The 23,975-nt window shown below is 65.4% G+C and carries 20 protein-coding genes and 1 tRNA gene; 17 read left to right on the top strand and 4 right to left on the bottom strand.

Features of this window, described 5'->3' with window-relative positions:
* The first annotated feature begins 17 nt into the window (after positions 1 to 17).
* The 14 genes from LCM4577_RS01530 to LCM4577_RS01465 all read left to right on the top strand — a co-directional run bounded on the left by LCM4577_RS01530 (position 18) and on the right by LCM4577_RS01465 (position 17,132).
* The gene (locus LCM4577_RS01530; protein WP_071069210.1) at positions 18 to 1,673 is read left to right on the top strand and encodes an FAD-binding dehydrogenase; all 1,656 of its coding nucleotides are present in this window, start codon (positions 18 to 20) and stop codon (positions 1,671 to 1,673) included.
* A 234-nt stretch (positions 1,674 to 1,907) separates the two neighbouring features.
* A complete protein-coding gene (locus LCM4577_RS01525; protein ID WP_244508191.1) occupies positions 1,908 to 2,228 on the top strand; it encodes a hypothetical protein in 321 nt (106 codons plus the stop codon).
* A 30-nt stretch (positions 2,229 to 2,258) separates the two neighbouring features.
* Entirely contained in the window at positions 2,259 to 3,146 is an 888-nt protein-coding gene (locus LCM4577_RS01520; RefSeq protein WP_071069208.1) for a sigma-70 family RNA polymerase sigma factor, read from the top strand.
* A gap of 124 nt (positions 3,147 to 3,270) precedes the next feature.
* Positions 3,271 to 3,858, top strand: a complete 588-nt coding sequence (locus LCM4577_RS01515) for a TMEM175 family protein (RefSeq protein WP_052467926.1) — start codon at positions 3,271 to 3,273, stop codon at positions 3,856 to 3,858.
* A gap of 144 nt (positions 3,859 to 4,002) precedes the next feature.
* Positions 4,003 to 4,314 carry a helix-turn-helix domain-containing protein gene (locus tag LCM4577_RS01510; RefSeq protein WP_040984975.1) on the top strand — a complete coding sequence of 104 codons (312 nt, stop codon included), beginning with the start codon at positions 4,003 to 4,005 and terminating at the stop codon, positions 4,312 to 4,314.
* On the top strand, positions 4,311 to 6,326 hold the full coding sequence (gene hyfB / locus LCM4577_RS01505; protein WP_071031849.1) for a hydrogenase 4 subunit B: 2,016 nt from the start codon (positions 4,311 to 4,313) through the stop codon (positions 6,324 to 6,326). The genes LCM4577_RS01510 and hyfB overlap by 4 nt, the downstream gene beginning before the upstream one ends.
* Positions 6,323 to 7,273: a respiratory chain complex I subunit 1 family protein gene (locus LCM4577_RS01500; RefSeq protein ID WP_371410025.1), complete on the top strand. Its 951-nt coding sequence runs from the start codon at positions 6,323 to 6,325 to the stop codon at positions 7,271 to 7,273. The genes hyfB and LCM4577_RS01500 overlap by 4 nt, the downstream gene beginning before the upstream one ends.
* On the top strand, positions 7,273 to 7,935 hold the full coding sequence (locus LCM4577_RS01495) for a hydrogenase-4 component E (RefSeq protein ID WP_071031847.1): 663 nt from the start codon (positions 7,273 to 7,275) through the stop codon (positions 7,933 to 7,935). The genes LCM4577_RS01500 and LCM4577_RS01495 overlap by 1 nt, the downstream gene beginning before the upstream one ends.
* A complete protein-coding gene (locus LCM4577_RS01490) occupies positions 7,932 to 9,383 on the top strand; it encodes a hydrogenase 4 subunit F (RefSeq protein ID WP_071069204.1) in 1,452 nt (483 codons plus the stop codon). Before LCM4577_RS01495 ends, LCM4577_RS01490 begins: the two co-directional genes overlap by 4 nt.
* Positions 9,384 to 9,403: 20 nt before the next feature.
* Entirely contained in the window at positions 9,404 to 10,915 is a 1,512-nt protein-coding gene (locus LCM4577_RS01485) for an NADH-quinone oxidoreductase subunit C (RefSeq protein WP_116389969.1), read from the top strand.
* 123 nt (positions 10,916 to 11,038) lie between these two features.
* Complete coding sequence (locus LCM4577_RS01480; RefSeq protein WP_071069200.1) at positions 11,039 to 11,578, top strand: NADH-quinone oxidoreductase subunit B family protein; 540 nt, start codon at positions 11,039 to 11,041, stop codon at positions 11,576 to 11,578.
* 418 nt (positions 11,579 to 11,996) lie between these two features.
* Complete coding sequence (locus tag LCM4577_RS01475) at positions 11,997 to 16,010, top strand: Pls/PosA family non-ribosomal peptide synthetase (protein WP_244508211.1); 4,014 nt, start codon at positions 11,997 to 11,999, stop codon at positions 16,008 to 16,010.
* On the top strand, positions 16,007 to 16,477 hold the full coding sequence (locus LCM4577_RS01470) for a GNAT family N-acetyltransferase (protein ID WP_071031842.1): 471 nt from the start codon (positions 16,007 to 16,009) through the stop codon (positions 16,475 to 16,477). Before LCM4577_RS01475 ends, LCM4577_RS01470 begins: the two co-directional genes overlap by 4 nt.
* Before the next feature lie 4 nt (positions 16,478 to 16,481).
* On the top strand, positions 16,482 to 17,132 hold the full coding sequence (locus LCM4577_RS01465; protein ID WP_083354600.1) for a 4'-phosphopantetheinyl transferase: 651 nt from the start codon (positions 16,482 to 16,484) through the stop codon (positions 17,130 to 17,132).
* Positions 17,133 to 17,163: 31 nt separating this feature from the next.
* Here LCM4577_RS01465 and LCM4577_RS01460 read toward each other — a convergent pair whose 3' ends face one another.
* Positions 17,164 to 18,069 carry a LysR substrate-binding domain-containing protein gene (locus LCM4577_RS01460; RefSeq protein WP_071069198.1) on the bottom strand — a complete coding sequence of 302 codons (906 nt, stop codon included), beginning with the start codon at positions 18,067 to 18,069 and terminating at the stop codon, positions 17,164 to 17,166.
* A 212-nt stretch (positions 18,070 to 18,281) separates the two neighbouring features.
* Here LCM4577_RS01460 and LCM4577_RS01455 point away from each other — a divergent pair, with 212 nt between their 5' ends.
* Together LCM4577_RS01455 and LCM4577_RS01450 are read left to right on the top strand one after the other, a co-directional pair.
* On the top strand, positions 18,282 to 19,571 hold the full coding sequence (locus LCM4577_RS01455; RefSeq protein ID WP_244508209.1) for an FAD-binding oxidoreductase: 1,290 nt from the start codon (positions 18,282 to 18,284) through the stop codon (positions 19,569 to 19,571).
* 13 nt (positions 19,572 to 19,584) lie between these two features.
* The gene (locus LCM4577_RS01450; protein ID WP_071031839.1) at positions 19,585 to 20,763 is read left to right on the top strand and encodes a CynX/NimT family MFS transporter; all 1,179 of its coding nucleotides are present in this window, start codon (positions 19,585 to 19,587) and stop codon (positions 20,761 to 20,763) included.
* Between the two features lie 47 nt (positions 20,764 to 20,810).
* On the opposite strand, the gene LCM4577_RS01445 is transcribed toward LCM4577_RS01450, so the two are convergent.
* Positions 20,811 to 21,341: a dihydrofolate reductase family protein gene (locus LCM4577_RS01445; RefSeq protein WP_071069196.1), complete on the bottom strand. Its 531-nt coding sequence runs from the start codon at positions 21,339 to 21,341 to the stop codon at positions 20,811 to 20,813.
* Between the two features lie 135 nt (positions 21,342 to 21,476).
* Positions 21,477 to 22,373 (bottom strand): AraC family transcriptional regulator, encoded by an 897-nt coding sequence (locus tag LCM4577_RS01440; RefSeq protein WP_071069194.1) that lies wholly within the window; start codon positions 22,371 to 22,373, stop codon positions 21,477 to 21,479.
* 174 nt (positions 22,374 to 22,547) lie between these two features.
* Here LCM4577_RS01440 and LCM4577_RS01435 point away from each other — a divergent pair, with 174 nt between their 5' ends.
* A complete protein-coding gene (locus LCM4577_RS01435) occupies positions 22,548 to 23,507 on the top strand; it encodes an aldo/keto reductase (protein ID WP_071069192.1) in 960 nt (319 codons plus the stop codon).
* Between the two features lie 184 nt (positions 23,508 to 23,691).
* On the opposite strand, the gene LCM4577_RS01430 is transcribed toward LCM4577_RS01435, so the two are convergent.
* Positions 23,692 to 23,768 (bottom strand) — tRNA-Arg (locus LCM4577_RS01430).
* Positions 23,769 to 23,975 lie beyond the last annotated feature (207 nt).

Here is a 23,975-nt window from a genome sequence, read left to right as displayed (position 1 = left end):
GCTTCTGGGAGGAATAGATGGCTGACGCGGACGTGATCATTGTCGGCGCGGGGCTGGCCGGCCTCGTTGCCGCTGCCGAGCTGGCTGACGCCGGCAGGAAGGTCATCATCGTCGACCAGGAGCCGGAACAGTCGTTGGGCGGCCAGGCCTTCTGGYCGTTCGGCGGGCTGTTCCTGGTCGATTCGCCCGAGCAGCGGCGCATGCGCATCCGTGATTCGCACGACCTCGCGCTCGAGGACTGGATGGGCACGGCCGCTTTCGACAGGCCGGAGGATCTCTGGCCGCGCCAATGGGCGGAGGCTTATGTCGGCTTCGCCGCCGGCGAGAAGCGCTCCTGGCTGATCGAGCGGGGCCTGAAGTTCTTCCCCGTGGTCGGCTGGGCCGAGCGCGGCGGCGGCAACGCGGTCGGCCATGGCAACTCGGTGCCGCGCTTCCACATAACCTGGGGCACCGGGCCCGGCGTGATCGAACCTTTCGTGCTGCGCGCGCGCGAAGCGCAAAAGCGCGGGCTGGTCGCGTTCAGGTTCCGCCACCGGGTCAACGAGATCATCCGCACCGGCGACACGGTGACGGGCGTGCGCGGTGACATCCTCGAGCCGAGCAGCGTCGAGCGCGGCCGCAAGAGCTCACGCGCCGCGACGGGAGACTTCGAGCTCCACGCGCAGGCCGTGATCGTCGCTTCCGGGGGCATCGGCGGCAACCACGAGCTGGTGCGCAAGAACTGGCCGCCTCGCCTCGGCACGCCGCCGAAACGCATGATCACCGGTGTTCCCGATCATGTCGACGGACGCATGCTGGCGATCGCCGAGGCGGCCGGCGGTTCGGTCATCAACCGCGACCGCATGTGGCACTATGTCGAAGGGATCAGGAACTGGGCGCCGATCTGGACCGAGCATGCGATCCGCATCCTGCCCGGCCCGTCCTCGCTCTGGCTCGACGCGCGCGGCAAAAGGCTGCCGGTGCCGCTCTATCCGGGCTTCGACACGCTGGGCACGCTCAGCCACATCATGAGCACCGGCTTCGACTATTCCTGGTTCATCCTGACGAAGAAGATCATCCAGAAGGAGTTCGCGCTGTCGGGATCGGAGCAGAACCCCGACCTCACCGGCAAGAGCTGGCGGCAGGTGCTGGGCCGCGCGACATCGGGTATTCCCGGCCCGGTGAAAGCCTTCATGGAGAAGGGCGAGGACTTCATCGTCGAGGCCGACCTTGCGAAGCTGGTGGCGCGCATGAACGCGCTCGCCGGCGGCGAGCCGCTGCTCGATGTCGCGCAGGTCGAGCGCGAGATCCGCGCCCGCGACATGCAGCTCGACAACCCCTTCTCCAAGGACGCGCAGGTCACGGCGCTGCGCGGCGCGCGGGCCTATCTCGGCGACAAGCTGATCCGCACGGCCAAGCCGCACAAGATGCTTGACCCGGCCAACGGCCCGCTGATCGCGGTGCGCCTCAACATCCTCACCCGCAAGACGCTGGGCGGGCTGCAGACCGATCTCGACAGCCGCGTGCTCGACGCCGAGGGCCAGCCGGTGCCGGGTCTCTACGCGGTGGGCGAGGTGGCCGGCTTCGGCGGCGGCGGCGTGCATGGCTACGCGGCGCTGGAAGGCACCTTCCTCGGCGGCTGCATTTTTTCGGGGCGGAGTGCCGGGCGGGCCGCGGCGAAGGCGGTCGGGTGAGCGATAGTCTCCCCCCTTGAGGGGGAGATGGCCGGCAGGCCAGAGGGGGGTCGTCTCACGTAGATCGCCAACGTCGCCTGCCGCCGCAAAAGCGTGGCGTTCCATGCGCTGTGACCCCCTCTGTCGCCTTTGGCGACATCTCCCCCTCAAGGGGGGAGATTTTTTTGTCTCCGCGCGAATCCTTTCGCCCATCCGAAACGTCTTCCTCTTGCAATCCCCAAGCAGGAGACGACCATGACCTACAATCTCATCCGCTATCGCGTGAAGGATGCCAGCATCGCCGAGAACCGGGCGCTGGCGGCAAAAGTGTTCGAGGCGCTGGATGAAACGCAGCCGCAATCAGTGCGCTACCTAGTGCTTGAGCTCGACAACGGCGAATTCGTCCACCTTGTCGGCTATGACAAGGACAGTTCGGCGCTCACCGAGCTCGACGCCTTCAAGGCGTTCGGCGCCGATCACGCCGGCCGGCGTTCGACGCCGCTTGTGAGGTCGCCGGCGAAGATCGTCGGCGATTATCGTATGCTGGCCAGGGTCGATGAAGCCGTGCCCGCCTGACCTTGGCATTGGCGTGAGAGAAAGAGGACGATGAGCTTGGCAGGGTTCGGCCGCGCGGAACTTGAGGCCATGCTCGTCGGCCTGCGGCCGAAACTGCATCGCTACGCCGCGCGCATGGCGGGTTCGTCGATCGACGGCGAGGACATCGTGCAGGAGGCGGTGGTGAAGGCGCTTGCCGCGTATGACGGCGGCGCTCTGGTCGAACGCCCGGAGCAGTGGCTGTTCCGCATTGCCCACAATGCGGCGCAGGATCATCTGCGCCGCCGCCAGCGGGACCGCTCCCGCATCACCGAGGCCGACATGACGACGATCGAGGATCACTCGGCCAGCGCCGAGGCGAGGCTTGCGGCGGCGGCAAGCCTGCGCGCTTTCATGCAGCTGACGCCGGCACAGCGCAGCGCCGTGGTCCTGACCGACGTGCTCGGCCTCAGCCTTTCCGAAACCTGCGACGTGACGGGCGCGACCTTGGCTGCAACCAAGGCGGCGCTGCATCGCGGCCGGGCGGAGCTGAAGGCGCTGGCGGGCCGAACCGACGACGTCGCCATGCCGAAGCTCGACCCGGAGGGGGAGCGTCGGCTGCGCCACTATGTCGACCTGTTCAATGCGCGCGATTTCGACGGGGTGAGACGGCTGATCGCCGAGGATGTCCAGGTCGACGTCGTCAATCGCGCCCGCCTCAACGGCAAGAAGGAAGCCTCGACCTATTTCGGCAATTACGACCGCCTCGGCGACTGGGCGCTGTCGCTCGGCTTCGTCGACGGCCGGCCGGCGATTCTGATCCGCAACCCGCGGGCGGAYGACGCCGTGCGCGGCTTCGTGCTGATCGACTGGCGCGGCGAAGAGGTCGTGCGCATCCGCGATTTCCGCCATGTTCCTTATTGCGTCGTCGAGGCGGATATCTGCTTCCTTACCGATTGAGCCGCGGCGCGATCACGATTCGAATAGAACCGACCGCGTCGCGTTGAGGTACCGTCCAGCCTGTTCGCATTAGCCGCCGGCAAAGTTATACTCGGCTTGGGGGCACCGGCGAGAGGACGGCCACATGCTTCCTTCATCAGGCCTCGAACGGCTGAACGCGTTCTCGGACGGCGTGTTCGCCGTACTCATCACAGTGCTGGTGCTGGAGCTTCGCCCGCCGGAAATCCCGACCTTCGCGGCGCTGCTCCGACTGTGGCCGACCTGGGTGAGCTATGGCGTGAGCTATCTTTTCATTGCCATCGTCTGGGCGAACCATCATCACCTGCTGCGCCACGCGACCGGAATGACCGCCCGCCTGATGTGGCACAATTTCGCGCATCTGTTCTCGGTTTCCCTGCTCCCGCTGGCCACTGCCTGGATGGCCGTCAGCGAACTCTCGCCGCAGCCCGTCGCCTTCTATGCCGGCGTCTTCTTCCTGGTGAACCTGACCTATCTCTTCCTCATCCGCGAGCTGATCGAGCCGCTGCCGGCGGAGATGATTCCGCAGAGTGCGCGCAAAACGATGCGCCTTCGCGCGGCGGCGACGCTCTGTCTGTTCGCGCTCGCCGCGCTCGTCGCCCTGAGATATCCGATCGCCGGCCTGGCCATCTGTTGCTGCTGCCTGGCCGTGTATCTGCGTCCGCAAGCCCCGGGCACGCGAGATCGGGGCTGACAAGGATCAGGACATCCCCGCTCCAGGGTCGGCCAGCTGCCGTCAACATAGATGTTTTAAACATCAATCCTTGACGATAGAACGTTTTAATGTAGGCTACAGCACTGAGACCTCATATCTCAGAACTGAACAAGAGAGTCGTCGGTGATAACCGCACCGCAATTGCGCGCCGCCCGATCGCTGCTCGGCATCGATCAACGCCGGCTTGCCGAATTGTCCGGCCTGTCGGTGCCGACGATCCAGCGCATGGAAGCCAGCGGCTCGATCATCCGGGGCAATGTCGATTCGCTGATGAAGCTGATCGCGGCGCTCGAGGTATCCGGCATCGAGCTGATCGGGGAAGGCGCGGTGAGCCAGGGCGGCGGACGCGGCGTGCGGCTGAAAGCCGGTTTCGATCCGGCCAAGGTATCCGAAGCCGATGGCGACGGGGCCGAATCCGGCGGGAGCCAGCCGTGAATTCGACCGTCGCGCTTCTGCTGTGCGGCCCTGCCGCGCTTCTGGCGACAGCCGTCCTCGCCGCGGCCGTCAGCCGGCACAGCTTTGCGACGCGTCTGGTCTATGGCGCCGCGTTTGTCATTTCAGCCGTCCTGGTGGTGATCGTTGCCGGCCATCTCGCCGGCAACTCCGGCGAGGCGTCCGCCACCTTGCCGCTCGGCCTGCCCTGGACCGGCGCCCGATTCCGCCTCGACGGCCTGTCGGCGTTCTTCCTCCTCGTCGTCAATCTGGGCGGCGCCATCGCCAGCCTCTACGGTCTCGGCTACGGCCGGCACGAATCGGCGCCGCATCGGGTGATGCCGTTCTACCCGGCGTTCCTCGCCGGCATGAACCTCGTCGTGCTGGCCAACGACGCCTTCAGCTTCCTCTTGTCCTGGGAATTCATGTCGCTCGCTTCCTGGGCGCTGGTCATGGCGCACCACCGCGACGAGGCCAACAGGCGGGCCGGCTATATCTACCTGGTGATGGCGAGCTTCGGCACGATGGCGCTGCTGCTTGCCTTCGGCCTGCTGGCCGGACCGGCGGGAACCTACGCGTTCGACGCGATGCGGACGGCGCATCCCGGCCCGCTCGCGGCGGGCGCGGTGCTCGTTCTCATGCTGCTCGGCGCCGGCTCCAAGGCCGGCCTCGTGCCGCTGCATGCCTGGCTGCCGCTTGCTCATCCGGCAGCGCCCAGCCACGTCTCGGCGCTGATGAGCGGCATCATGACCAAGGTCGCCATCTACGGCTTCATCCGCGTGGTGTTCGACCTGCTTGGCGAGCCGGCATGGTGGTCGGGCATAGCTGTGCTTCTCATCGGCGGCGTGACGGCGGTGCTGGGCATCCTTCACGCGCTGATGGAAAAGGACCTGAAGCGGCTGCTCGCCTACTCGACCATTGAGAATATCGGCGTCATCTTCACCAGCCTCGGCCTTGCGCTCGCCTTCAAGGCGAATGCCATGCCCTCGGCCGCGGCGCTGGCCTTCACCGCGGCGCTCTTTCATGTGCTCAACCATTCCTTCTTCAAGAGCCTGCTGTTCTTCGGCGCCGGCGCGGTGCTGACGTCGACCGGCGAGCGCGACATGGAAAAGCTCGGCAGCCTCATCCACCGCCTGCCGGTGACCAGTTTCGTCTTCCTCGTCGGCTGCGTCTCGATCTCGGCGCTGCCGCCCTTCAACGGCTTCGCGTCAGAATGGCTGGTCTTCCAGGCCATATTGCGCAGCCCCGAGCTGCCGCAATGGGGGCTGAAGGTCATCGTGCCCGCGGTCGGCGGCATGCTGGCCCTGGCGGCGGCGCTGGCCGCGGCCTGCTTCGTCAAGGCATTCGGCATCACCTTCCTCGGCCGGGCGCGGTCGGCGGCGGTGGAACGGGCGCATGAGGTCGACCGCTGGTCGCTGACGGCGATGGCGGTGCTTGCCGCCTTCTGCCTGCTGGCCGGCATCCTGCCCGGCTTCGTCATCGACGCCCTGTCGCCGGTGACGATTTCGCTCATCGGCGACCGCATGCCGGTGCAGATGGCTGAGCCCTGGCTGTCGATCGTGCCGATCGCCGAGAGCCGCAGCTCCTATAACGGCCTCCTGGTGTTCGTCTTCATCACCGTCTCGGCGTCGCTTGCGGCCTTCTTCATCCACCGCTTCGCCTCGCATGCGCTGCGCCGGGGCATTGCCTGGGGGTGCGGCTTCGCGGACGCGGTGCCGGCCGCGCAATACACCGCCGTCAGCTTCGCGCAGCCCATTCGCCGCGTCTTCGGCGGCTTCGCGTTCAGGTCCCGCGAGACGGTGGACATGCCGGCGCCGGGCTCCCTCGAGCCGGCGCGTCTCAAGGTGGACATGCATGACGTGGCCTGGGAGATCTTCTACCAGCCGATCACCGGCGCGATCGATTTCGCCACCGAGCGGCTGAACCACCTGCAGTTCCTGACCATCCGCCGCTATCTGACGCTGGTGTTCCTCTACCTCGTCATCCTGCTTCTGGTGCTTGCGCTATGGCCATGATTTTCCAGCTGGCCGTRCAGGGCGCGCAGATGCTGGTCGTGCTTCTGCTGGCGCCGCTTCTGATCGGCTTCGTGCGCAAGGTGAAGGCAAGGCTGCTGCGGCGGCAAGGACCCCCGCTGATCCAGCCCTATCGCGATCTCGTCAGGCTGATGCGCAAGGAGGTGGTGCTGGCCGACAACGCCTCCTGGCTGTTCCGCGTGACGCCCTATCTGATCTTCGCCGCAACCTGGGTGGCGGCGGCGCTGGTCCCGACATTCGCCGCCGGCCTCGAATTCAGCTGGACCGCCGACCTCATCGTCATCGTGGCGCTGCTCGGCAGCGCGCGCTTCTTCCAGGCGTTGGCCGGGATGGATGTCGGCACCAGCTTCGGCGGCATTGGCGCCAGCCGCGAGGTGATGATCGCGTCACTCGCCGAACCGGCGATGCTGCTCATCGTCTTCAGCCTGGCGCTGGTGGCCGGCGCCACGCAGCTTTCGACCGTCGCCGCCTTCATGGGCTCTCCGCAAGTCGGACTGAGGGTGTCGCTCGGCATGTCGCTGATTGCGCTCGTGATGGTGGCGATCGCCGAGAATGCGCGCATTCCGGTCGACAATCCGGCCACGCATCTGGAGCTCACCATGGTGCATGAGGCGATGATCCTGGAATATTCCGGCCGCCATCTGGCGATGATCGAGCTCGCCACCTTTCTCAAGCTGCTGCTCTACATGTCGCTGATCTCCTGCGTCTTCCTGCCCTGGGGTCTGGACGGCGCAAGCGCAGGGCCGAAAGCGCTGGCCATCGGCGCCGTCGCCTATCTCGGCAAGCTCACGGTGCTTGCCATCCTGCTTGCCGTGTTCGAGACGGCGGTCGCCAAGATGCGTGTCTTCCGCGTACCGGATTTCTTGGGCGCGGCGCTGATGCTGGCGCTGCTCGGCACGCTTTTGCTGTTCGTCTCGCGGAGCCTGTGATGAACGGTCTCACCTTCGACATCGCCCATCTGCTCGCCGGCAGCCTGGTGCTGATCTCCTTCATGATGCTCTACCAGGACCGGCTGTTCGCGCTGATAAACGTCTTTGCGCTGCATGCGGTCATGCTTGCCCTGTCGGTGGCCTGGCAGGCCTATGTCCAGGACGCGCACCACCTCTACATCACCGCGGCGATAGCGCTGGTCTTCAAGGCGATCGTCATTCCCGTCGGACTGCACCGCATCATCCAGCGGCTCGGCATCCATCGCGACATCGAGACCGCGGTCGGCATCGGCCCGACCATGCTCGCCGGCATCGGACTGGTGACGCTCTCCATGGTGCTGATGCTTCGGGTGACGCCCGAGGCCGACCCGCTCGCCCGCGAAGATCTCGCCTTCGCGCTGTCGATCATCCTGCTGGGGCTGCTGGTGATGGTCACGAGGCGCAACGCCGTCAGCCAGGTCGTCGGCTTCATGTCGCTGGAAAACGGCCTGGTTCTGGCCGCCACCGGCGCCAAGGGCATGCCGCTGGTCGTCGAGATCAGCGTCGCCTTCTCGATCCTGATCGCCTTCATCGTCATCGGCGTCTTCCTGTTCCGCATCCGCGAACGGTTCGATTCGGTCGATATCGGCGCGCTTGACGACTACCGGGGAGAACGTCGGTGAGCGGGTTCTCCTTCGATGCCGTGGCCGCGATCCTTTTCATCCCGGCGGGCGCCGCGGCTATCATGGCGGCATTGCCGAACTATCGGATGACCGCGGCCGTCAATGTCGTGGCCAGCCTGCTCACCCTGCTTGCGGCGCTCTCGCTGTTCGTCACCGACCGGCCGGCGCCTGGGCAATATCTGCTGGTCGACGACCTCAACATCGTCTTCATCGTGCTCAACACATTCGTCGGCTTCACCACCAGCGTGTTCAGCGCGTCCTATATCGCGCATGAGCTGGAGACCGGGCGCCTGACCGCGCCGAACCTCCGGTTCTACCATGCGATGTACCAGATCATGATGTTCGGCATGAACCTCGCCTTCGTGTCGAACAATATCGGCCTGATGTGGGTCGCGGTGGAGCTCGCCACGCTGACTACCGTGTTGATGGTCGGCATCTACCGCACGCACGAGGCGCTGGAAGCGGCGTGGAAATATTTCATCCTCGGCAGCGTCGGCATCGCGCTCGCGCTGTTCGGCACCATTCTCGTCTACATGGCCGCGCAGCCGGTGGTCGGCGAAGGCACCAACGCCATGGTCTGGTCGGTGCTGATCGAAAAGGCTGCGCATTTCGACCCGGCGCTGCTCAGCGTCGCCTTCATCTTCCTGCTGCTTGGCTACGGCACCAAGGTCGGCCTCGCCCCCTTGCATGCCTGGCTGCCCGACGCGCATGCCGAGGGCCCGACGCCGATCTCGGCKGTGCTGTCGGGCCTGCTGCTCAACGTCGCGCTCTATGCCGTGCTGCGCTTCAAGCTCCTGCTCGCGGCGAGCCCCGAAGCGATCGGACCAGGACCGCTGATGGTCACGATGGGACTGACCTCGCTGATCTTCGCGGCCTTCATGCTCTACCGCCGCCGCGACATCAAACGCCTGTTCGCCTATTCCTCTATCGAGCATATGGGCATCATCGTCTTCGCTTTCGGCATGGGCGGCCCGCTCGCCAACTTCGCCGGCCTGCTGCACATGGTCATGCACAGCCTGACCAAATCGGCGATCTTCTTCGCCGTCGGCCATATCGCGCAGGTCAAGGGCACGCAGAAGATCTCCGAGATCAGGGGGCTGACCGAAAGCCATCCCGGGCTTGGCTGGGCGCTCGTCATCGGCGTCGTGGCCATCGCCGGCCTGCCGCCGCTCGGCATCTTCATGAGCGAGTTCCTGGTCGTGAGCTCGACCTTCGCAAGGCATCCATGGCTGGCGATCCCGCTGGTGTTCGGGCTGCTTATCGCCTTCGGGGCACTGTTGCTGCGGCTGACCGGGCTCGCCTTCGGCGAGCCGCGCGGCGGCACCGCGCCGGTCGAGGCATCCTACGTGCCGATGTATTCGCACCTCGCTTTGGTGTTTGCCGCCGGCATCTACCTGCCGGCGCCGCTGGTGGCGTGGTTCCAGCATGTCGCCGGGATCTTGGGGTGAGGCGGATGACCCGGAAGAATTTGCCCGCACTCGCCGATCTCATCGAGGCCGCCCGCCGGATCGAGTATCACCTTCCCTGGCCGCGCGCCGTGGTGGCCCCGAAGGTCTGGAACCTCGCCGTCGAGCAGCTCGCCAAGGGCCGCTGGAGCCTGCTCGGCTTGTGGGGGGAGCCGGACAAGGTGCACATGGCGCTTCTGGACGAAGCGCTCGACATCGGCGTCATCAGCCTGGACTGCCGGGGCGGCCGCTACCCTTCGGTCGGCCAGCACCATCCGCCGGCTTTGCGGCTGGAACGCGCCGCGGCGGACCTGTTCGGGCTGGCGCCGCAAGGCCTGCCCGACACCCGCCGCTGGATCGACCATGGCCAATGGGGCATCAGCCATCCCCTGGCGGCGCAGCCCGGCGGGCCGGCGGCCGCCTCTTCCTACCGGTTCCTGGCAGCGGAGGGCGAGAGCCTCCACCAGATCGCGGTCGGGCCGGTGCATGCCGGCATCATCGAGCCGGGACATTTCCGCTTCACGGCCGGCGGCGAAACGGTGGTGCGGCTGGAAGAGCGGCTGGGCTATGTGCACAAGGGCATAGAGGGCCTGATGGCCGGCGCATCCCTGGATCGCGCGGCCAAGCTGGCGGGCAGGACGTCAGGCGACAGCACGGTCGCCTATTCCCTGGCCTTCGCCCGCGCCGTCGAAGCCGCGCTCGGCGTCGCGCCACCGCCGCGCGCGATATGGCTGCGCGCGCTGATGGCGGAGCTGGAGCGCCTGGCCAATCACCTCGGCGACATCGGCGCCATCTGCAACGACGCCGCTTTCGCGATCATGCATGCGCATTGCGGGGTGCTGCGCGAACGCGTGCTGCGCGCCGCCGACGCGGCCTTCGGCCATCGCCTGATGCGCGACCGCATCCTGCCCGGCGGCACGGCATGCGACCTGGATGAGGCCGGCACCAGCGCCATCCGGTCGCTGGTCGCGGAGATCAGGCAGCGCTTCCCGCATCTGGTCGAGCTCTACGACAACACCGCCTCGCTGCAGGACCGTACGGTGACGACCGGCCGGCTGAAGGTCGAGCTTGCCCGGCAATATGCCGCCGGCGGCTATGTCGGGCGCGCCTCGGGCCGCGATTTCGATGCGCGGCGCGCGCCGGGCTACGCGCCTTACGACGAGCTCGCCTTCGACGTGCCGGTGCTGCAGGAGGGCGACGTCAACGCGCGCGTTTGGATCCGCGTGCGGGAAGTCGAGCAGAGCCTGTCGCTGGTCGAGCAGATCCTCGGGCGGCTGCCCGCCGGCCCAGCTCTCGTCGAGGTCGTGCGCGCGGACGGGCCGCGCGAGGGCATGGCGCTGGTCGAGGGTTTCCGAGGCGACATATTGGTCTGGCTGCGCATCGGCGAGGGCGGCACGATCGAGCGTTGCCACCTGCGCGACCCTTCATGGTTCCAGTGGCCGCTCTTGGAAGCAGCGATCGAAGGCAACATCGTCGCCGACTTCCCGATCTGCAACAAATCGTTCAACTGCTCCTATTCCGGCCATGATCTCTAGAGCAATTCCAGGAAAAGTGCGCAGCGGTTTTCCGTCCGGAATTGCGCAAAAACAAAGAGTTGGAGCAGATCGGCGATTCTACCAGACGCTGAACTGCTCCAACCTGGGCCAAGGCACACCGCCATGCGCAAGCTGCTCTTCGAAAGCCTGATCCGTCCGCCTCTGACCGAGCGACCGCCGCAAGTCAGCGACGCGGCGGTCGACGAACTGGCACGCGCGCTCGACGGTGTCGCCCGCAACCGGCTCGGCCGGAGCCTGTCGATCCGCGCCGTCGACGCCGGCTCCTGCAATGGCTGCGAGCTCGAGATGCATGCGCTCAACAACGCTTTCTACGACATCGAGCGTTTCGGCTTCCGCTTCGTCGCCTCGCCCCGCCATGCCGACGTGCTGATGGTCACCGGGCCGGTCACCAGGAACATGCGCGAGGCGCTGAAGCGGACCTTCGACGCGATGCCCAATCCGAAATGGGTGGTCGCGCTCGGCGGCTGCGCGAAGGACGGCGGCTGCTTCGCCGGCAGCTATGCGGTCGTCGGCGGCGTGTCCGACGTGGTGCCGGTCGACCTGCATATCCCGGGATGCCCGCCGCCGCCCATCGAGATCCTGAAGGGGTTGATCGCCCTGCTCGACGGGGCGAACGGGAGGGGTGGCGCTTCAGTTTCTTGATCCCGGCCAACTGCATTGGCGAGACCGGAGCACTTAGCTTGCGCTCACGCCGGCATCGGCCACCCAAACGCCGCATCCGCGATTTCCGCCAGGCATCCTATTGCCTCAATGAGGCTGATCTCGGCGTCATCGGCGGTTGACCGCCGCACAGGACACGGCCTCATCAAATGATCGTGAAGCTGCATGATCGTCACGGATCGGCCATCAGAGCAGCAGCATAGGCCTGCGAAGTCGCCTCAGCTTCCGGTCCGATACGCTGCGCTGAGCAGCTCAGATCGGCCGTAAGAGGGGGCAACTGGCCCGACATCACCAGCCTGTTGTTTTTTCCATAGTGCGAGCGAACGCGCTCGCGGGGTTTCCAATGTCTCTTCATGAAGCAATAAAGCCTGCCAAGAAAAGCGCTCGCCATGCCGAAGCAATGGCCGGATCGCCCCAGCGCGAACAAATCCTGATCGGTCCCGATTTCATCCAGAAGGGCGCGCCGGACGAAAGGCTCGACCGGTTCTTTGGCGACTTGGCGAGCCGCTTCGACGCCGCGCCCGCGGTCATTTCCGGCGGCCGCGCCTGGTCGTATCGCGAGATGAACAACCGCGCCAACCAGTTCGCGCATCTTCTGATCGAGCGTGGCGTCAAGCCAGGCGACCGGATCGGCCTTTTGCTGGACCGCTCCGCCGAGACATACATCGCCGTGCTGGCCGTCATGAAGGCCGGGGCGGCCTTCGTGCCTTTGGCCACCGCGTTTCCCGAAGACCGCATGGTGATGATCATCGACGACGCCAATGTCACGTTGGTGATCAGCGTCTCGGGCTATGCGGCGCGCGTGGCGCGCCTGCCGGTGCCGCATATCTCGATTGACTCTGCGGAGTCCGAGATCGCGCTCCAGCCGGAAACGGCGCCCCTGCCGGAGGGCGTCCAGGATCAAACCTGCTACATCCTCTATACATCCGGCACCACCGGCAAGCCGAAAGGCGTTGTCATCACCCACCAGAGCTTCTGCAACTTCATCCGCGTCGCCGCGGCGTCCTACGGCTATCAACCCGGTGATCGGGTTTACCAGGGCATGACCATCGCCTTCGACTTTTCCTCGGAGGAAATCTGGGTGCCGTTCGCCGCCGGCGCCACGGTCGTGCCGGCCCCGGGTCAGCAGCCCCTCGTCGGCGAGGAGCTCGCCGCTTTCCTGCGTGAACACCAGATCACATGCATGGCCTGCAGCCCGACCCTTTTGTCGTCGATCGAGAGCGACGCGCCGAGCCTGCGCGCGATCCTGGTCGGCGGCGAAGCCTGCTCGAATAAACTCGTGGTGCGTTGGGCGAAGCCTGGCCGCCAGATCCTGAACACCTACGGCCCGACCGAGGCCACGGTCACCGCCACGATGGCATTGCTGACGCCGGACGAGCCGGTGACGATCGGCAGGCCGCTGCCAACCTATTCGATAGCCATCCTCGACCCGGAGAAGCCGACGGTGCTGACCGGCGACCAGCTGGGGGAAATCTGCATCGGCGGCATGGGCGTGGCGGTCGGCTATCTCAATCGGCCGGAACTGACGGACCAGAAATTCATCCAGGATTTCATCGGGCTGCCGAACAATCCCAGCGGCCGCATCTACCGGACGGGCGACCTTGGCCGGATCAACGACAAGGGCGAGATCGAATATCACGGCCGCATCGACACGCAGGTGAAGATTCGCGGCTATCGTATCGAACTGGGCGAGATCGAGGCCGTGCTGCTCGACCAGCCAGGCATCGCGCAGGCGGCGGTCACGACCTGGGAGATCGAGCCCGAGCGCACGGAACTTGTCGGCTACTATGCGCCCAAGGTCGGAGGCGAAGGGGTGGATCGCACGGTGCTCGTGCAGGAGCTGAAGCGYCGGCTGCCGGATTACATGGTCCCGGCCTATCTGGAGCAGTTGCCCGCGATCCCGATGACGGTCTCCAACAAGGTCGATCTGAGGAAATTGCCGAAACCGACCAGCGCGCGTGTCGCATCCGGCCATGCGATGGTCGACCCGCGCAACGAGGACGAGACGTTCCTGGTGGACGCGCTGCAGGACGTGCTGAAGTTCGAGGATATCTCCATCGAGGATCACTTCTTCGACGATCTCGGCGCGAACTCTCTTTTGATGGCCAGATTCTGCGCCCGCATCCGCGCCCGCAAGGCGTGGTCGACGACGTCGATGCGCGACATCTACCTGCRTCCGACGGTCGCCAGGCTCTCCGATTACCTGCGCGAGCCGCAAGCGGCCGCTATTGCCGCGAGCGAGCCGATGCTGACGCATCGGGCGTCCAATCTTGCCATCTGGGCAACGGGATTCGGCCAGTTGCTGTTCTACGCGGTCTACAGCTATGTCGCGCTTTGGGCGATCAATGACGGCCTCAACTGGGTCTATGACGCCCTGGACGATCCGGGCGCCCTTTACATGCGCTGCGTTATTTTGTCCGCCTGCGTGTTCTTCGGATTGAGCGGCTTCGCCATCGCCGCCAAATGGCTGCTGGTCGGCCGCTGGAAAGCCGAAACCTTCCCTATCTGGGGCTGGCGGTATTACCGCTTCTGGATCGTGAAGACACTGGTCCGCAGCGCTCCGGTCGTGCTGTTCCGCGGCAGCCCGCTCTACAGCCTGTATTTGCGCCTGCTCGGCGCCAGGCTTGGCGAACGCACCGTCATCGAATGCCGCGCCGTTCCGGTCTGCACCGACCTGATCACGATCGGCGACAACTCGATCCTGCGCAAGGAATCGATGATCCTCGGGTTCCGCGCCCAGGCGGGCTATATCCACACCGGTCCGGTCAACATCGGCAACAACGCCTTCGTCGGCGTCGGCTCGACGCTGGACATCGATACTCGCATCGGCGACGGCGCCCAGCTCGGCCATGCTTCATCGCTGCATCGCGGACAGACCATTCCGGCGGGAGAGCGCAGGCACGGCTCGCCGGCGATCCCGACCGAGGCCGACTACTGCACCGTCCCCAACGTACCGCTGTCGAGAGTGCGCCGGGTCATCTATGAGGCGATCCAGCTCTTCATCCTCTTCGCCATCGTCACGCCTTTTCCGCTGCTCTTCCATACCTATTGGGAAAATGTCGGCGACGACTATCAGGAGACGATCGGCCTGGTGGCGATCGGTACCACGGTCACGGTGGCAGGCTTCATCGTCGGTGGGGTGCTGCTGGCGACCGTCGTGCCAAGGCTGTTCAACCTCATGCTCAAACCCGGCCGGAACTATTCGCTCTACGGCTTCCACTACTGGCTGCAATCGATGCTTGAGCTGGTGAGCAATGTACGCCTGCTGAACGTCCTGTTCGGCGACAGCTCGGCCATCGTCTACTATCTGCGCGCCCTCGGCTGGCGGCTGAACAAGGTTGATCAGACCGGCTCGAATTTCGGCACCAACCAGCGGCACGAGAATCCGCAGCTCAGCGAAATCGGCTCGGAAACCATGGTGTCCGACGGTCTGTTCATGGTCAACATGCAGAAGTCGGCCAACTCCTTCCGCCTTGAGTACACACGGGTCGGCGAGCGCAACTTCTTCGGCAACAACATCATCTACTCACCGGATTCCCGCGTCGRCGACAATTGCCTGCTCGGAACCAAGGTCCACGTGCCGGTGGACGGTCCCATGCGCGAGAATGTCGGGCTGCTGGGCTCGCCGCCCTTCGAGATTCCGCGCATGGTCAATCGCGACAAGGAGCTTCTCGGATTGATCTCCGACAAGGAGCGCAGCCGCCGCCTGCCGCGGAAGAACCTGCACAATCTCGTCACCGCGCTGATGTTCGTGGCCGCGCAATGGATGATCCTGTTCCTGACGCTCGCCATCTGGGACCGGGCGCTCAACTACTATACCGAATGGGGCGAGACGGCGCTGTTCGTGGCGGTGGTGCTGACCACGGCGATCGGTATTCCGTTCTACATCTTCCTCGAGCGCGCCAGCCTCGCCTTCCGCCRGCTGAAGCCCAGGATGGCGACGATCTACGACCCGGTTTTCTGGYGGCACGAACGCCATTGGAAGCTGTCCGATTCACCGATCATGGGGCTGTTCACCGGCACCCCGTTCCGGCCGCTGATCCTGCGCCTGCTGGGCGTGAAGGTCGGGCTGCGACTCTATGACGGCGGCTGCATCATAACCGAGCGGTCGCTGGTGGAGATCGGCGACGACGTGACGCTCAACGAGGGCTGCGTGATCCAGCCGCACTCGCTGGAGGAAGGCGCGTTCAAGTCCGACTACATCCGCATCGGCAATGGCTGCACGCTGGCGCCTTCCGCCTTCGTTCACTACGCGGTGGTGATGGGCGAGGGGTCCGTGGCCGACGTCGACTGCTTCGTCATGAAGGGCGAGGTGCTGGAGCCGAACACGGTCTGGCGCGGCAACCCGGCAAAACTTTACGGCGTCGTGACGCCGATCGATGCCCGCGCGATGGAAATCGGGCACGCTCCGTGACGCGCGCCGCCGGAAAGAGCGACCCGCCGGTCGCCCTCGAGCCGGCCGGCAAGGGCAACCGGGCGGCGATACTGGCGCTTGAGCTGTCGCCCGCACAACAAGGCTTCGTCGCTTCCAACGGGGACTCGCTGGCCGAAGCCCGCCTGGATGACGAAGCCATCGCTCGCGCCGTGGTCACCGAAGGGCGCGTCGTCGGATTCGTGATGTACAGCGCGCCGGACGACGATGACGAAGCGATCATCTATCGTTTCATGATCGACCGGCGCGAGCAGGGCAAGGGCCTCGGCCGCGCCGCCGTCGCCAAGGCGCTGGAAGAGATTGCGCGCCTTGGCCATGTCCACCGCGTCTCGATCTGCTACGAGCCGGAAAACGAGGCCGCGCGCCAGCTTTACGCCGGCTTCGGTTTCGTGGAGCAGGGACTGGACGAAGACGGCGAGATGATCGCCGTGCTCGAATTGGGCAGATAGGGCGTTGAACACCCCACCGAACGAGGCGCGACCTGACATCGAGGCGGCGGTCGATCGCGCATTGACGGGCCTCATGCCGCCAGGCCTGACCGCCGGTTGCCGTCTTATTCGCACCGGAGACGAACGATTTCTTCTAGCGGCGGAAAGCGCGTCCATCGCCGCACGCGAGCCCCGGGCCCGTACCGCCAGCGGGGCGGGCCGCCAGGTGGCGCATGAACTGCTTCGGCGGCTTGGGTGCGCGGATCCTGCCGTGCCGCGTGGCCAATTGGGAAACCCGATCTGGCCCGCGGGCATCATCGGCTCGATAGCGCATGACGACGACCTCGCCGTGGCTGTCGCCGCGCGATCCGGTGCCATGAGAAGCGTGGGCGTCGACATCGAACCCGCCCTGCCCTTGCCTCGCGAGCTGGAGGCGATCGTGGCCACGCCTCAAGACCGCCTTGGCGGTCTCGAGACCGGCACAGGCGGCCGGGTCCTGTTTGCCGTCAAGGAGGCGGTCTACAAGGCATCGTTTCCGCTCGACGACCGCGTGCTGGGTTTTGAAGACATCGCCGTCGATTTCGAAGCCGGTAAGGCAGTCACGTCATCCGGCCGCAGGTTGATGGTGTGCTTCACGACCACCCCAAGAATTCTGGCGCTGGCTTATACCGCATAGGCCGGGTTGCTCGACCCGGCTTCCACCAGCCTCACAAGACGCCTCTCATCCAGGCCAGGAAAGTCTCCATCACCGCGGATCGCGGATTGTGCCGCATCCACACCACATAGAAGCTGTAGCCCGGCAAGGACAACGGATGGGCCTTGACGAGCGAGCCGTTTTCCAGCTCGCGGCCGACCACGACGTCGCTCAGGATCGCTATGCCTTGCCCGGCGACGACCGCGTCGATCGCATGCAATTCCTCGCGAAAACTCAAATCCCAGGCCTTGTCCGGGACCAGGTCCGGATCGATCGATCGAGCCGTCGCCAGCCATCGGCGCCAGGTCGGCGCGTCCGGATCCCGGTTCATCCAGTCGAAATGGACCAACGGATAGCGCAGCAGATCGGCGGCCCTCTCGATCGCCCGCCCATCGCTTGCCAGCAATCGCGGACTGCATATGGGAAAGAAGGAATCGCGGCAGAGCTCTTGTGCTTGAAAGCCGGCAGGCGGGCGCCGTGTGTACCGGACCGCCACATCCGCGRTGCCGGCGCGCAGATCGAGGACCGCGTCCGTCCCGATGATCTCCAGCGGCACGGCCGGGTTGGCCTCCCGCCATTTCGGCAAGCGCGGCACAAGCCACCGGCTGGCGAAAGCGTTCGGGCTTGTCACCCGCAGCGGCGCCTGGACATCGGGCTCGGCGACCGCGGCAAGGGAGCCGGCGAGAAGATCGAAGCCATCACGCAGGATCGGGAACAGCCGCGCTCCGGCGCTCGTCAGCACCAGCGGGCGCGGCCGTCGCTGGAACAGTTTGCGGTCGCATATCTCTTCCAGCAGGCGGATCTGGTGGCTGATCGCCGTCGGCGTCACGCCGAGCTCTTCAGCCGCTGCCTTGAAACTGCCGTGCCGGGCGGCTGCCTCGAAGGCGTGTAGCGCACGGAGCGGCGGCAAGTTTCTCATGCCGGCAGTGTAGATGAATTCTGCTCATCCAGTAGCGAAGAATTTCGCTTTTGCAGAAGGTCGGACCCTGTGAGACCGTAGCCCGGTTGGAACCGAGGGCGGCACCGATGGACATTCCGCGACAGACCGATGAGCTGTTAGACCGATCCCCTTCCTCGAACACGGCGATCGCACGGCTGCGGCAGAGCTTGCAAGGCGAACTGATATTGCCGATGGACGCCGGCTACGACCAGTCGCGCAGAGTGTGGAACGGGGCGATCGACAAACGGCCCGCGGCAATCGTCTTTTGYGCCAATCCCGACGACGTCATCCTTGCCGTGACCTGCGCCCGGTCACAAGGCTGCCTCGTGGCCGTCCGCAGCGGTGGTCACAACGTCGCCGGCCTGTCGGTCTGCGACGATGGCATGGTGATCGACCTGTCGCGCATGAAGATGATCGTCGTCGATCCCGAGCGCCGGGTCGCCAGGGCCGAAGCCGGACTGACGCTTGCCGAGTTCGACGCAGCCACCCAGGCGCATGGGCTGGCGACGACCATGGGCGTCAACGGCGACACCGGCATCGCCGGCCTGACGCTCGGCGGCGGCTTCGGCAAGCTCGGCCGCAAGCATGGGCTGAGCTGCGACAATCTGATCGCCGCTGAAATCGTCACCGCCGACGGTCGGCTGTTGCGGACAAGCGCCGGCGAGCACCCCGACCTGTTCTGGGCCCTGCGCGGCGGCGGCGGCAATTTCGGCATCGTGACGGCGTTCGAATACCGGCTGCACCCGCTCGGCCCGGACCTTCTCGTGGGCTCGGTGCTGCACCCCTACAAGGATGCGCGCGAAGCCATGCGGTTCTACGACGAATACTCCCGCAATGCCCCAGACGAGGTGAGCGTCGATGCCGCGCTCGTCACGCTGCCCTCGGGCGAGCGCGCCTTCAGCATCTCGGCCTGCTACGCCGGGCCGCTCGAAGCGGGCGAAGCTGCCGTCGCGCCGCTGATGAAATTCGGATCCCCGATCGACAGCCGGCTCCAGGCCATCCCCTACCTCCAGATCCAATCGGCGGGCGACAGCCTCTTTCCACGCGGGCGACGCTACTACTGGAAGGCGCAGTTCCTGCGCGCCATCAGCGATGGCGCGATCGAGGCGCTGCTCGAGGCTTACGCCAAGGCTCCCAATCGCTCGTCCCTGCTGGTCTTCCAGCAGGTCGGCGGCGCGATCGCCCGCGTGCCGGCGTCGGATTCGCCCTATGCCAACCGCGATGCGGCGCTCGACTGCTTCCCGATCGCCATCTGGGACGATCCGGCCGATGACGCGGCCAATATCGGCTGGGCGCGCGAACTTTGGAATGCGGTCCGGCCATTCTCAACCGGCGGCGTTTATGCCAACAATCTTGGCGATGAGGGCGACGAGCGCGTGCGCGATGCCTATGGCGCCAATTATGCCCGCCTCGCCGCCATCAAGAAGCAGTACGACCCGACCAATTTCTTCCGGTTGAACCAGAATATCAGGCCTGGATAATTCGTGGGACCCCGTGCGCAGCCGCTGGACGATCCTTGCCGTGCTCTTCATCGCCCGCGCCGCGATGGCGGTGCAATTCCAGAGCATCGCGGCCGTCGCGCCGGAGCTTGGCAAGGCGCTGAGCGCCAATCTCGCCGATATAGGCGTGCTGATCGGCCTCTATTTCGCGCCGGGTATCGCGCTGGCGCTTCCGGGCGGCGCGATCGGACGGCGCTTTGGCGACAAGGCGACCGTGCTTGCCGGATTGGTCCTGATGCTGGCGGGCGAGGCGCTGCTTTGCAGCTCGACGTCATGGAGCGTGCAGATCGCAGGTAGGCTGATCGCGGGCATAGGCGGCGTGCTGCTGAACGTGCTTATGACCAAGATGATGGTCGACTGGTTCGCGGGCCGGCAAATCGCCACGGCGATGGCGATCTTCATCAACTCATGGCCGCTGGGCATTGCCCTGACGCTCGTCGCGCTGCCGCTGATCCAGGGTGAGTTCGGAATTGCCGGCGCTCACATCGCGGTCCTGGCGCTTATCGGCACGGCCCTGGCGCTGGTCGAGCTTTCCTACCGACCGCCAGGCCAATCCGTCGCTCCGGTCTCGGCGCAAGCCGCGCGGCTTGGGTTGAGCGCCGTCTCGGCCGTGCTGTTGGCAGGGTTGATATGGGCCTTCTACAATGTCGGCTTCGCCATGGTCTTCAGTTTCGCGCCCTCGATGCTGGTCGAGCGCGGCTGGTCGACCGCCGCCGCCGGCTCGGCCGTCAGCATCGTGCTGTGGCTCGCGGCTCTTTCGGTTCCGCTCGGAGGCTACCTCGCGGACCGCGCAGGAAGCCGCAATGCGCTGCTTGCCGCAAGCTGCCTCGCTTTCGCCGCGCTGATCGCGTTGTTGTGGCGGGGCTCGCCGGTGATGCCCACATTGGTTGCGCTCGGCCTCGTCTGCGGGCTCCCGGCCGGATCGATCATGAGCTTGCCGGCGCGGGTGCTGGCGCCGGCGACACGGGCGCTGGGAATGGGACTTTTCTACACGGTCTACTACGCCACGATGCTGATCGCGCCCTGGCTCGGCGGCAGGCTTGCGCTTTGGACAGGCGGCGCAGGCGCGGCCCTCGGCCTCGGCTCGGCGGCTCTTTTGGCCTGCCCGATCCTGTTGTGGGGGTTCGAGCGCCGGCTGCCCGTGCAGGCCCTAACGGCCCCGCAGGCGAGCTGAGGCGCCTTCGAATTTTTCGACGGATCGTGGCTCGCCCTAGTCCGAGATCAGACCGGAGCGTAAGTCAACCTGATCACATCCTCGTCGATCCGCTCATGAGCCATGAGATGGAGCGGCGGCCGGGGCCCTGCGAAATAGGGCGTGCCGCGGCCAAGCACCACGGGATGCAGGTAGATACGATACTCATCGATCAGGCCGAGTTCGGTGAGGCTTCGCGCCAGATCCGGGCCGGCGACTGCGATCTCGCCGTCACGCTCGGCCTTCAGCTTGCGCATCGCGCTCTCGAGATCATCTTCGACGAGCGTGGCGTTGGGACCTACAGACTGCAACGAGCGCGAGACGACCCATTTCGGCTGGTTCCGCCACGCCGCAGCGAAGGCCTGTCGCTCGGCATCCCATTCGGGATGCTCGTCGTCCCAGTAGCGCATGATTTCATACATGCGGCGGCCGTAGACGCTCCCCGCCTTCCGCCGCACATCCTCGATGAAGTGGCGGAAGAGCGTAGGGCTTGGCCCGAACTCCGTGTGATCGACGTAGCCGTCGAGGGACTGATTCATTCCGAAGACGAGCTTGGCCATGCCTGTTCCTCAAATGGCATTCGCGCGATCTGATTGCGCCATGCAATCGGTTCAGGTTAGGTCGACTGATTTTATTTTGCAATTGGTTTTGGCGCGCATGAATGCCGATTTGAACCGGTGCCGGGCAGGCTTTGCTCAAGCCACCACCGCCAAGGCCGGGGAGGCACGCAAGCGGGCTATGTCGCGCAGCGGCGGTTCTCCAAAGTGGCGGCGATATTCGCGACTGAACTGCGACGGGCTTTCGTAACCCACGCTGAAGGCCGCGGTCGTGACATCGATGTCATCGACCAGCATCAGGCTGCGTGCGTCCTGCAGCCTCAGCTGCTTCTGGAATTGCAGCGGTGTCATCGCCGTCACGGCGCGAAAGTGCTCGTGCAGGCTCGACGGACTCATGCCCACTTCAGCGGCAAGCCGCTCGATGCTGAACCGTTCCCGGAAGTTCAGCCCGATCCAGGCGATGGCGCGGCCAACCTGGGCCACCCGACCCTGGCCGGAGGTGATGTGACGCATCCTGGCGCCGTCCGGGCCGGCAAGCAGGCGATAGAGAATTTCCTGCTCGGCCAGCGGCCCGAGCACGGGCAGCGCTGCCGGATCGTCGAGCAGGCGCAGCAGACGCAGCGTTGCGTCGAGCAAATCGGCACCGGCGTCGGACACCGTCTTGCCGATGGGCAAGGAGGGCGTTCCCGACGGCGGTACGCGCAACGCCAGGTCCCCCAGCATGACGGGATCGAAATCGAGGTACAGGCAGAGATAGGGCTTGTCGGGCGTTGCCTCGACCACATGGCCTGTAGCCGGCAGGTCGTAGGTTACGACCCCGTAGCGCCCCGGTGCGTATCTGAACACGCGGTCGCCCAGCGTGACCTCCTTTTTCCCCTGCACGACGAGAACCAGTTGCGGCCGGTAGACATTCGGCATCGGCATCGTCACCGTGGAGGATCGAACAAGCGTCACACGTTCGATGGGTGTGGCGTGGAAGCCATCCTTCGAGACGTRCCGGGCAATCACGGCCGCGATTTCGCTCAGTGTTTCCATAAATCGGACCATCGCACGCGCGCGCAAGGGCGGCAAAGCGAATCCGTGCGGCTTCTGGAGGATTGGGCAGAAATCCCGGCGCATCAGGCGAGCGGTTCGGCGTCGCTGCGCGTCATAGTGTCAGCGGCGCCCGGGTTACAGCACGCCTGGCTGCGGAACACGAATGGAGCAAACATGACAACCGATAATCTGAAGACCCCCGCAGTCGCACTCGGCACCTGGGCCTGGGGCGACAGCGGCAAGACCGGCGACGGCTACTTCGGCAGCCACCTCACTCGGGCGGGCCTGGAAGAGGTCGCGGACAAGGCGCATGCGGCCGGTTTCACCCTGTGGGATACCGCCGCGGTATACGGCATGGGCCGTTCCGAGACCGTTCTCGGGGAGGCGCTGAAGCGCTTCGCCCGCAGCGACTACCAGCTCTCCACGAAGTTCACCCCGCAGGCCGCGGGAATCGGCAACGATGTGGTGGCGGACATGCTGGAGCAGAGCCTGGCCCGCCTCGGCACCGACTACATCGACCTCTACTGGATTCACAATCCGGCGGATGTTGCGCGGTGGACTCCGYGGCTGATCCCGTTGCTGAAAGACGGGAAGGTCAAACATGTGGGCGTCTCGAATCACAATTTGGGCGAAATCGAGCTCGCCAACCGGATCCTCGGAGAAGCCGGATTCCGGGTCGAAGCCGTCCAGAACCACTATAGCCTGCTCTACCGCAGCTCCGAGGACGCCGGCATCCTGGACTACTGCCGCGGCCACGGCATCCCGTTCTTCGCCTATATGGTGCTTGAACAAGGTGCCCTGAGCGGCAAGTACAGTCCGGAGAATCCGCTGCCGGAAGGCAGCAACCGGGCGAAGACCTACAACGGCATGCTGCCTCAGCTGAAGGCGCTGACGGACAAGCTCGCCTCGATCGGCCAAGGCCAAGGTGCGGCAGCTGCCGATGTCGCGATAGCGTGGGCCATCGCCAAGGGCACGACGCCGATCATCGGCGTTACCAGGCCCAACTACATCGATGGCCTGGTCCGAGCCACGAGCATGGTGCTCTCCGGCGACGACATTGCGCAGCTGGAAGCTCTCGCCGACGCCGCCAATGTGAACACCCGCGGCTGGTGGGAGCAAGAGATGGAAGGCTGAGCCTCGGACCAATGCGCGAAGCTATATGGCAGACGATGATCCCGTTACGCGGGATGATTGCCTGCGACAGGGCAGGTTGCCTCTTCCGCCGCAGTTCTCTCAGCCGCGCGAATCCATCCGACGATGCAAAGCCGTTTCAAATCGGCCATTGAAAGGGTGAGGTTCGGCTGAACATCTGAAATATTGGCGCGCCCGAAGAGATTCGAACTCCTGACCCCCAGATTCGTAGTCTGGTGCTCTATCCAGCTGAGCTACGGGCGCGCAACAGGGCCGTGTTTGACACAAGCCCCGCGATCCGGTCGAGACGGCCGGCCGCGATGTGGAGTGTTCCCTAACGACTGAATCTGCGAAAAGCAAGCCGATCCGGCAAAAGTTTTGTCGCAGGTGTTTTCCCTATGTCGCGGTGTGCCGAGATTCAGGTCAGGCCGAGACCAAAATGGTGGATTTCGAGAACCGGAGCGGAGCGTG

The sequence above is a fragment of the Mesorhizobium sp. LCM 4577 genome (genome assembly GCF_001854795.2).
In the GTDB taxonomy this organism is placed as follows: Bacteria; Pseudomonadota; Alphaproteobacteria; order Rhizobiales; family Rhizobiaceae; genus Mesorhizobium; species Mesorhizobium plurifarium.
Note: the sequence above shows the minus strand (reverse complement) of the source record. Positions and strands in the feature narration are given on the sequence as shown.

Bases quoted from the DNA above. Each gene is read 5' to 3' on its own strand.
- LCM4577_RS01480 (WP_071069200.1), top strand. From the start codon at position 11,039: ATGCGCAAGCTGCTCTTCGAAAGCCTGATCCGTCCGCCTCTGACCGAG.
- LCM4577_RS01525 (WP_244508191.1), top strand. From the start codon at position 1,908: ATGACCTACAATCTCATCCGCTATCGCGTGAAGGATGCCAGCATCGCC.
- LCM4577_RS01445 (WP_071069196.1), bottom strand. From the start codon at position 21,341: ATGGCCAAGCTCGTCTTCGGAATGAATCAGTCCCTCGACGGCTACGTC.
- LCM4577_RS01495 (WP_071031847.1), top strand. From the start codon at position 7,273: ATGAACGGTCTCACCTTCGACATCGCCCATCTGCTCGCCGGCAGCCTG.
- LCM4577_RS01515 (WP_052467926.1), top strand. From the start codon at position 3,271: ATGCTTCCTTCATCAGGCCTCGAACGGCTGAACGCGTTCTCGGACGGC.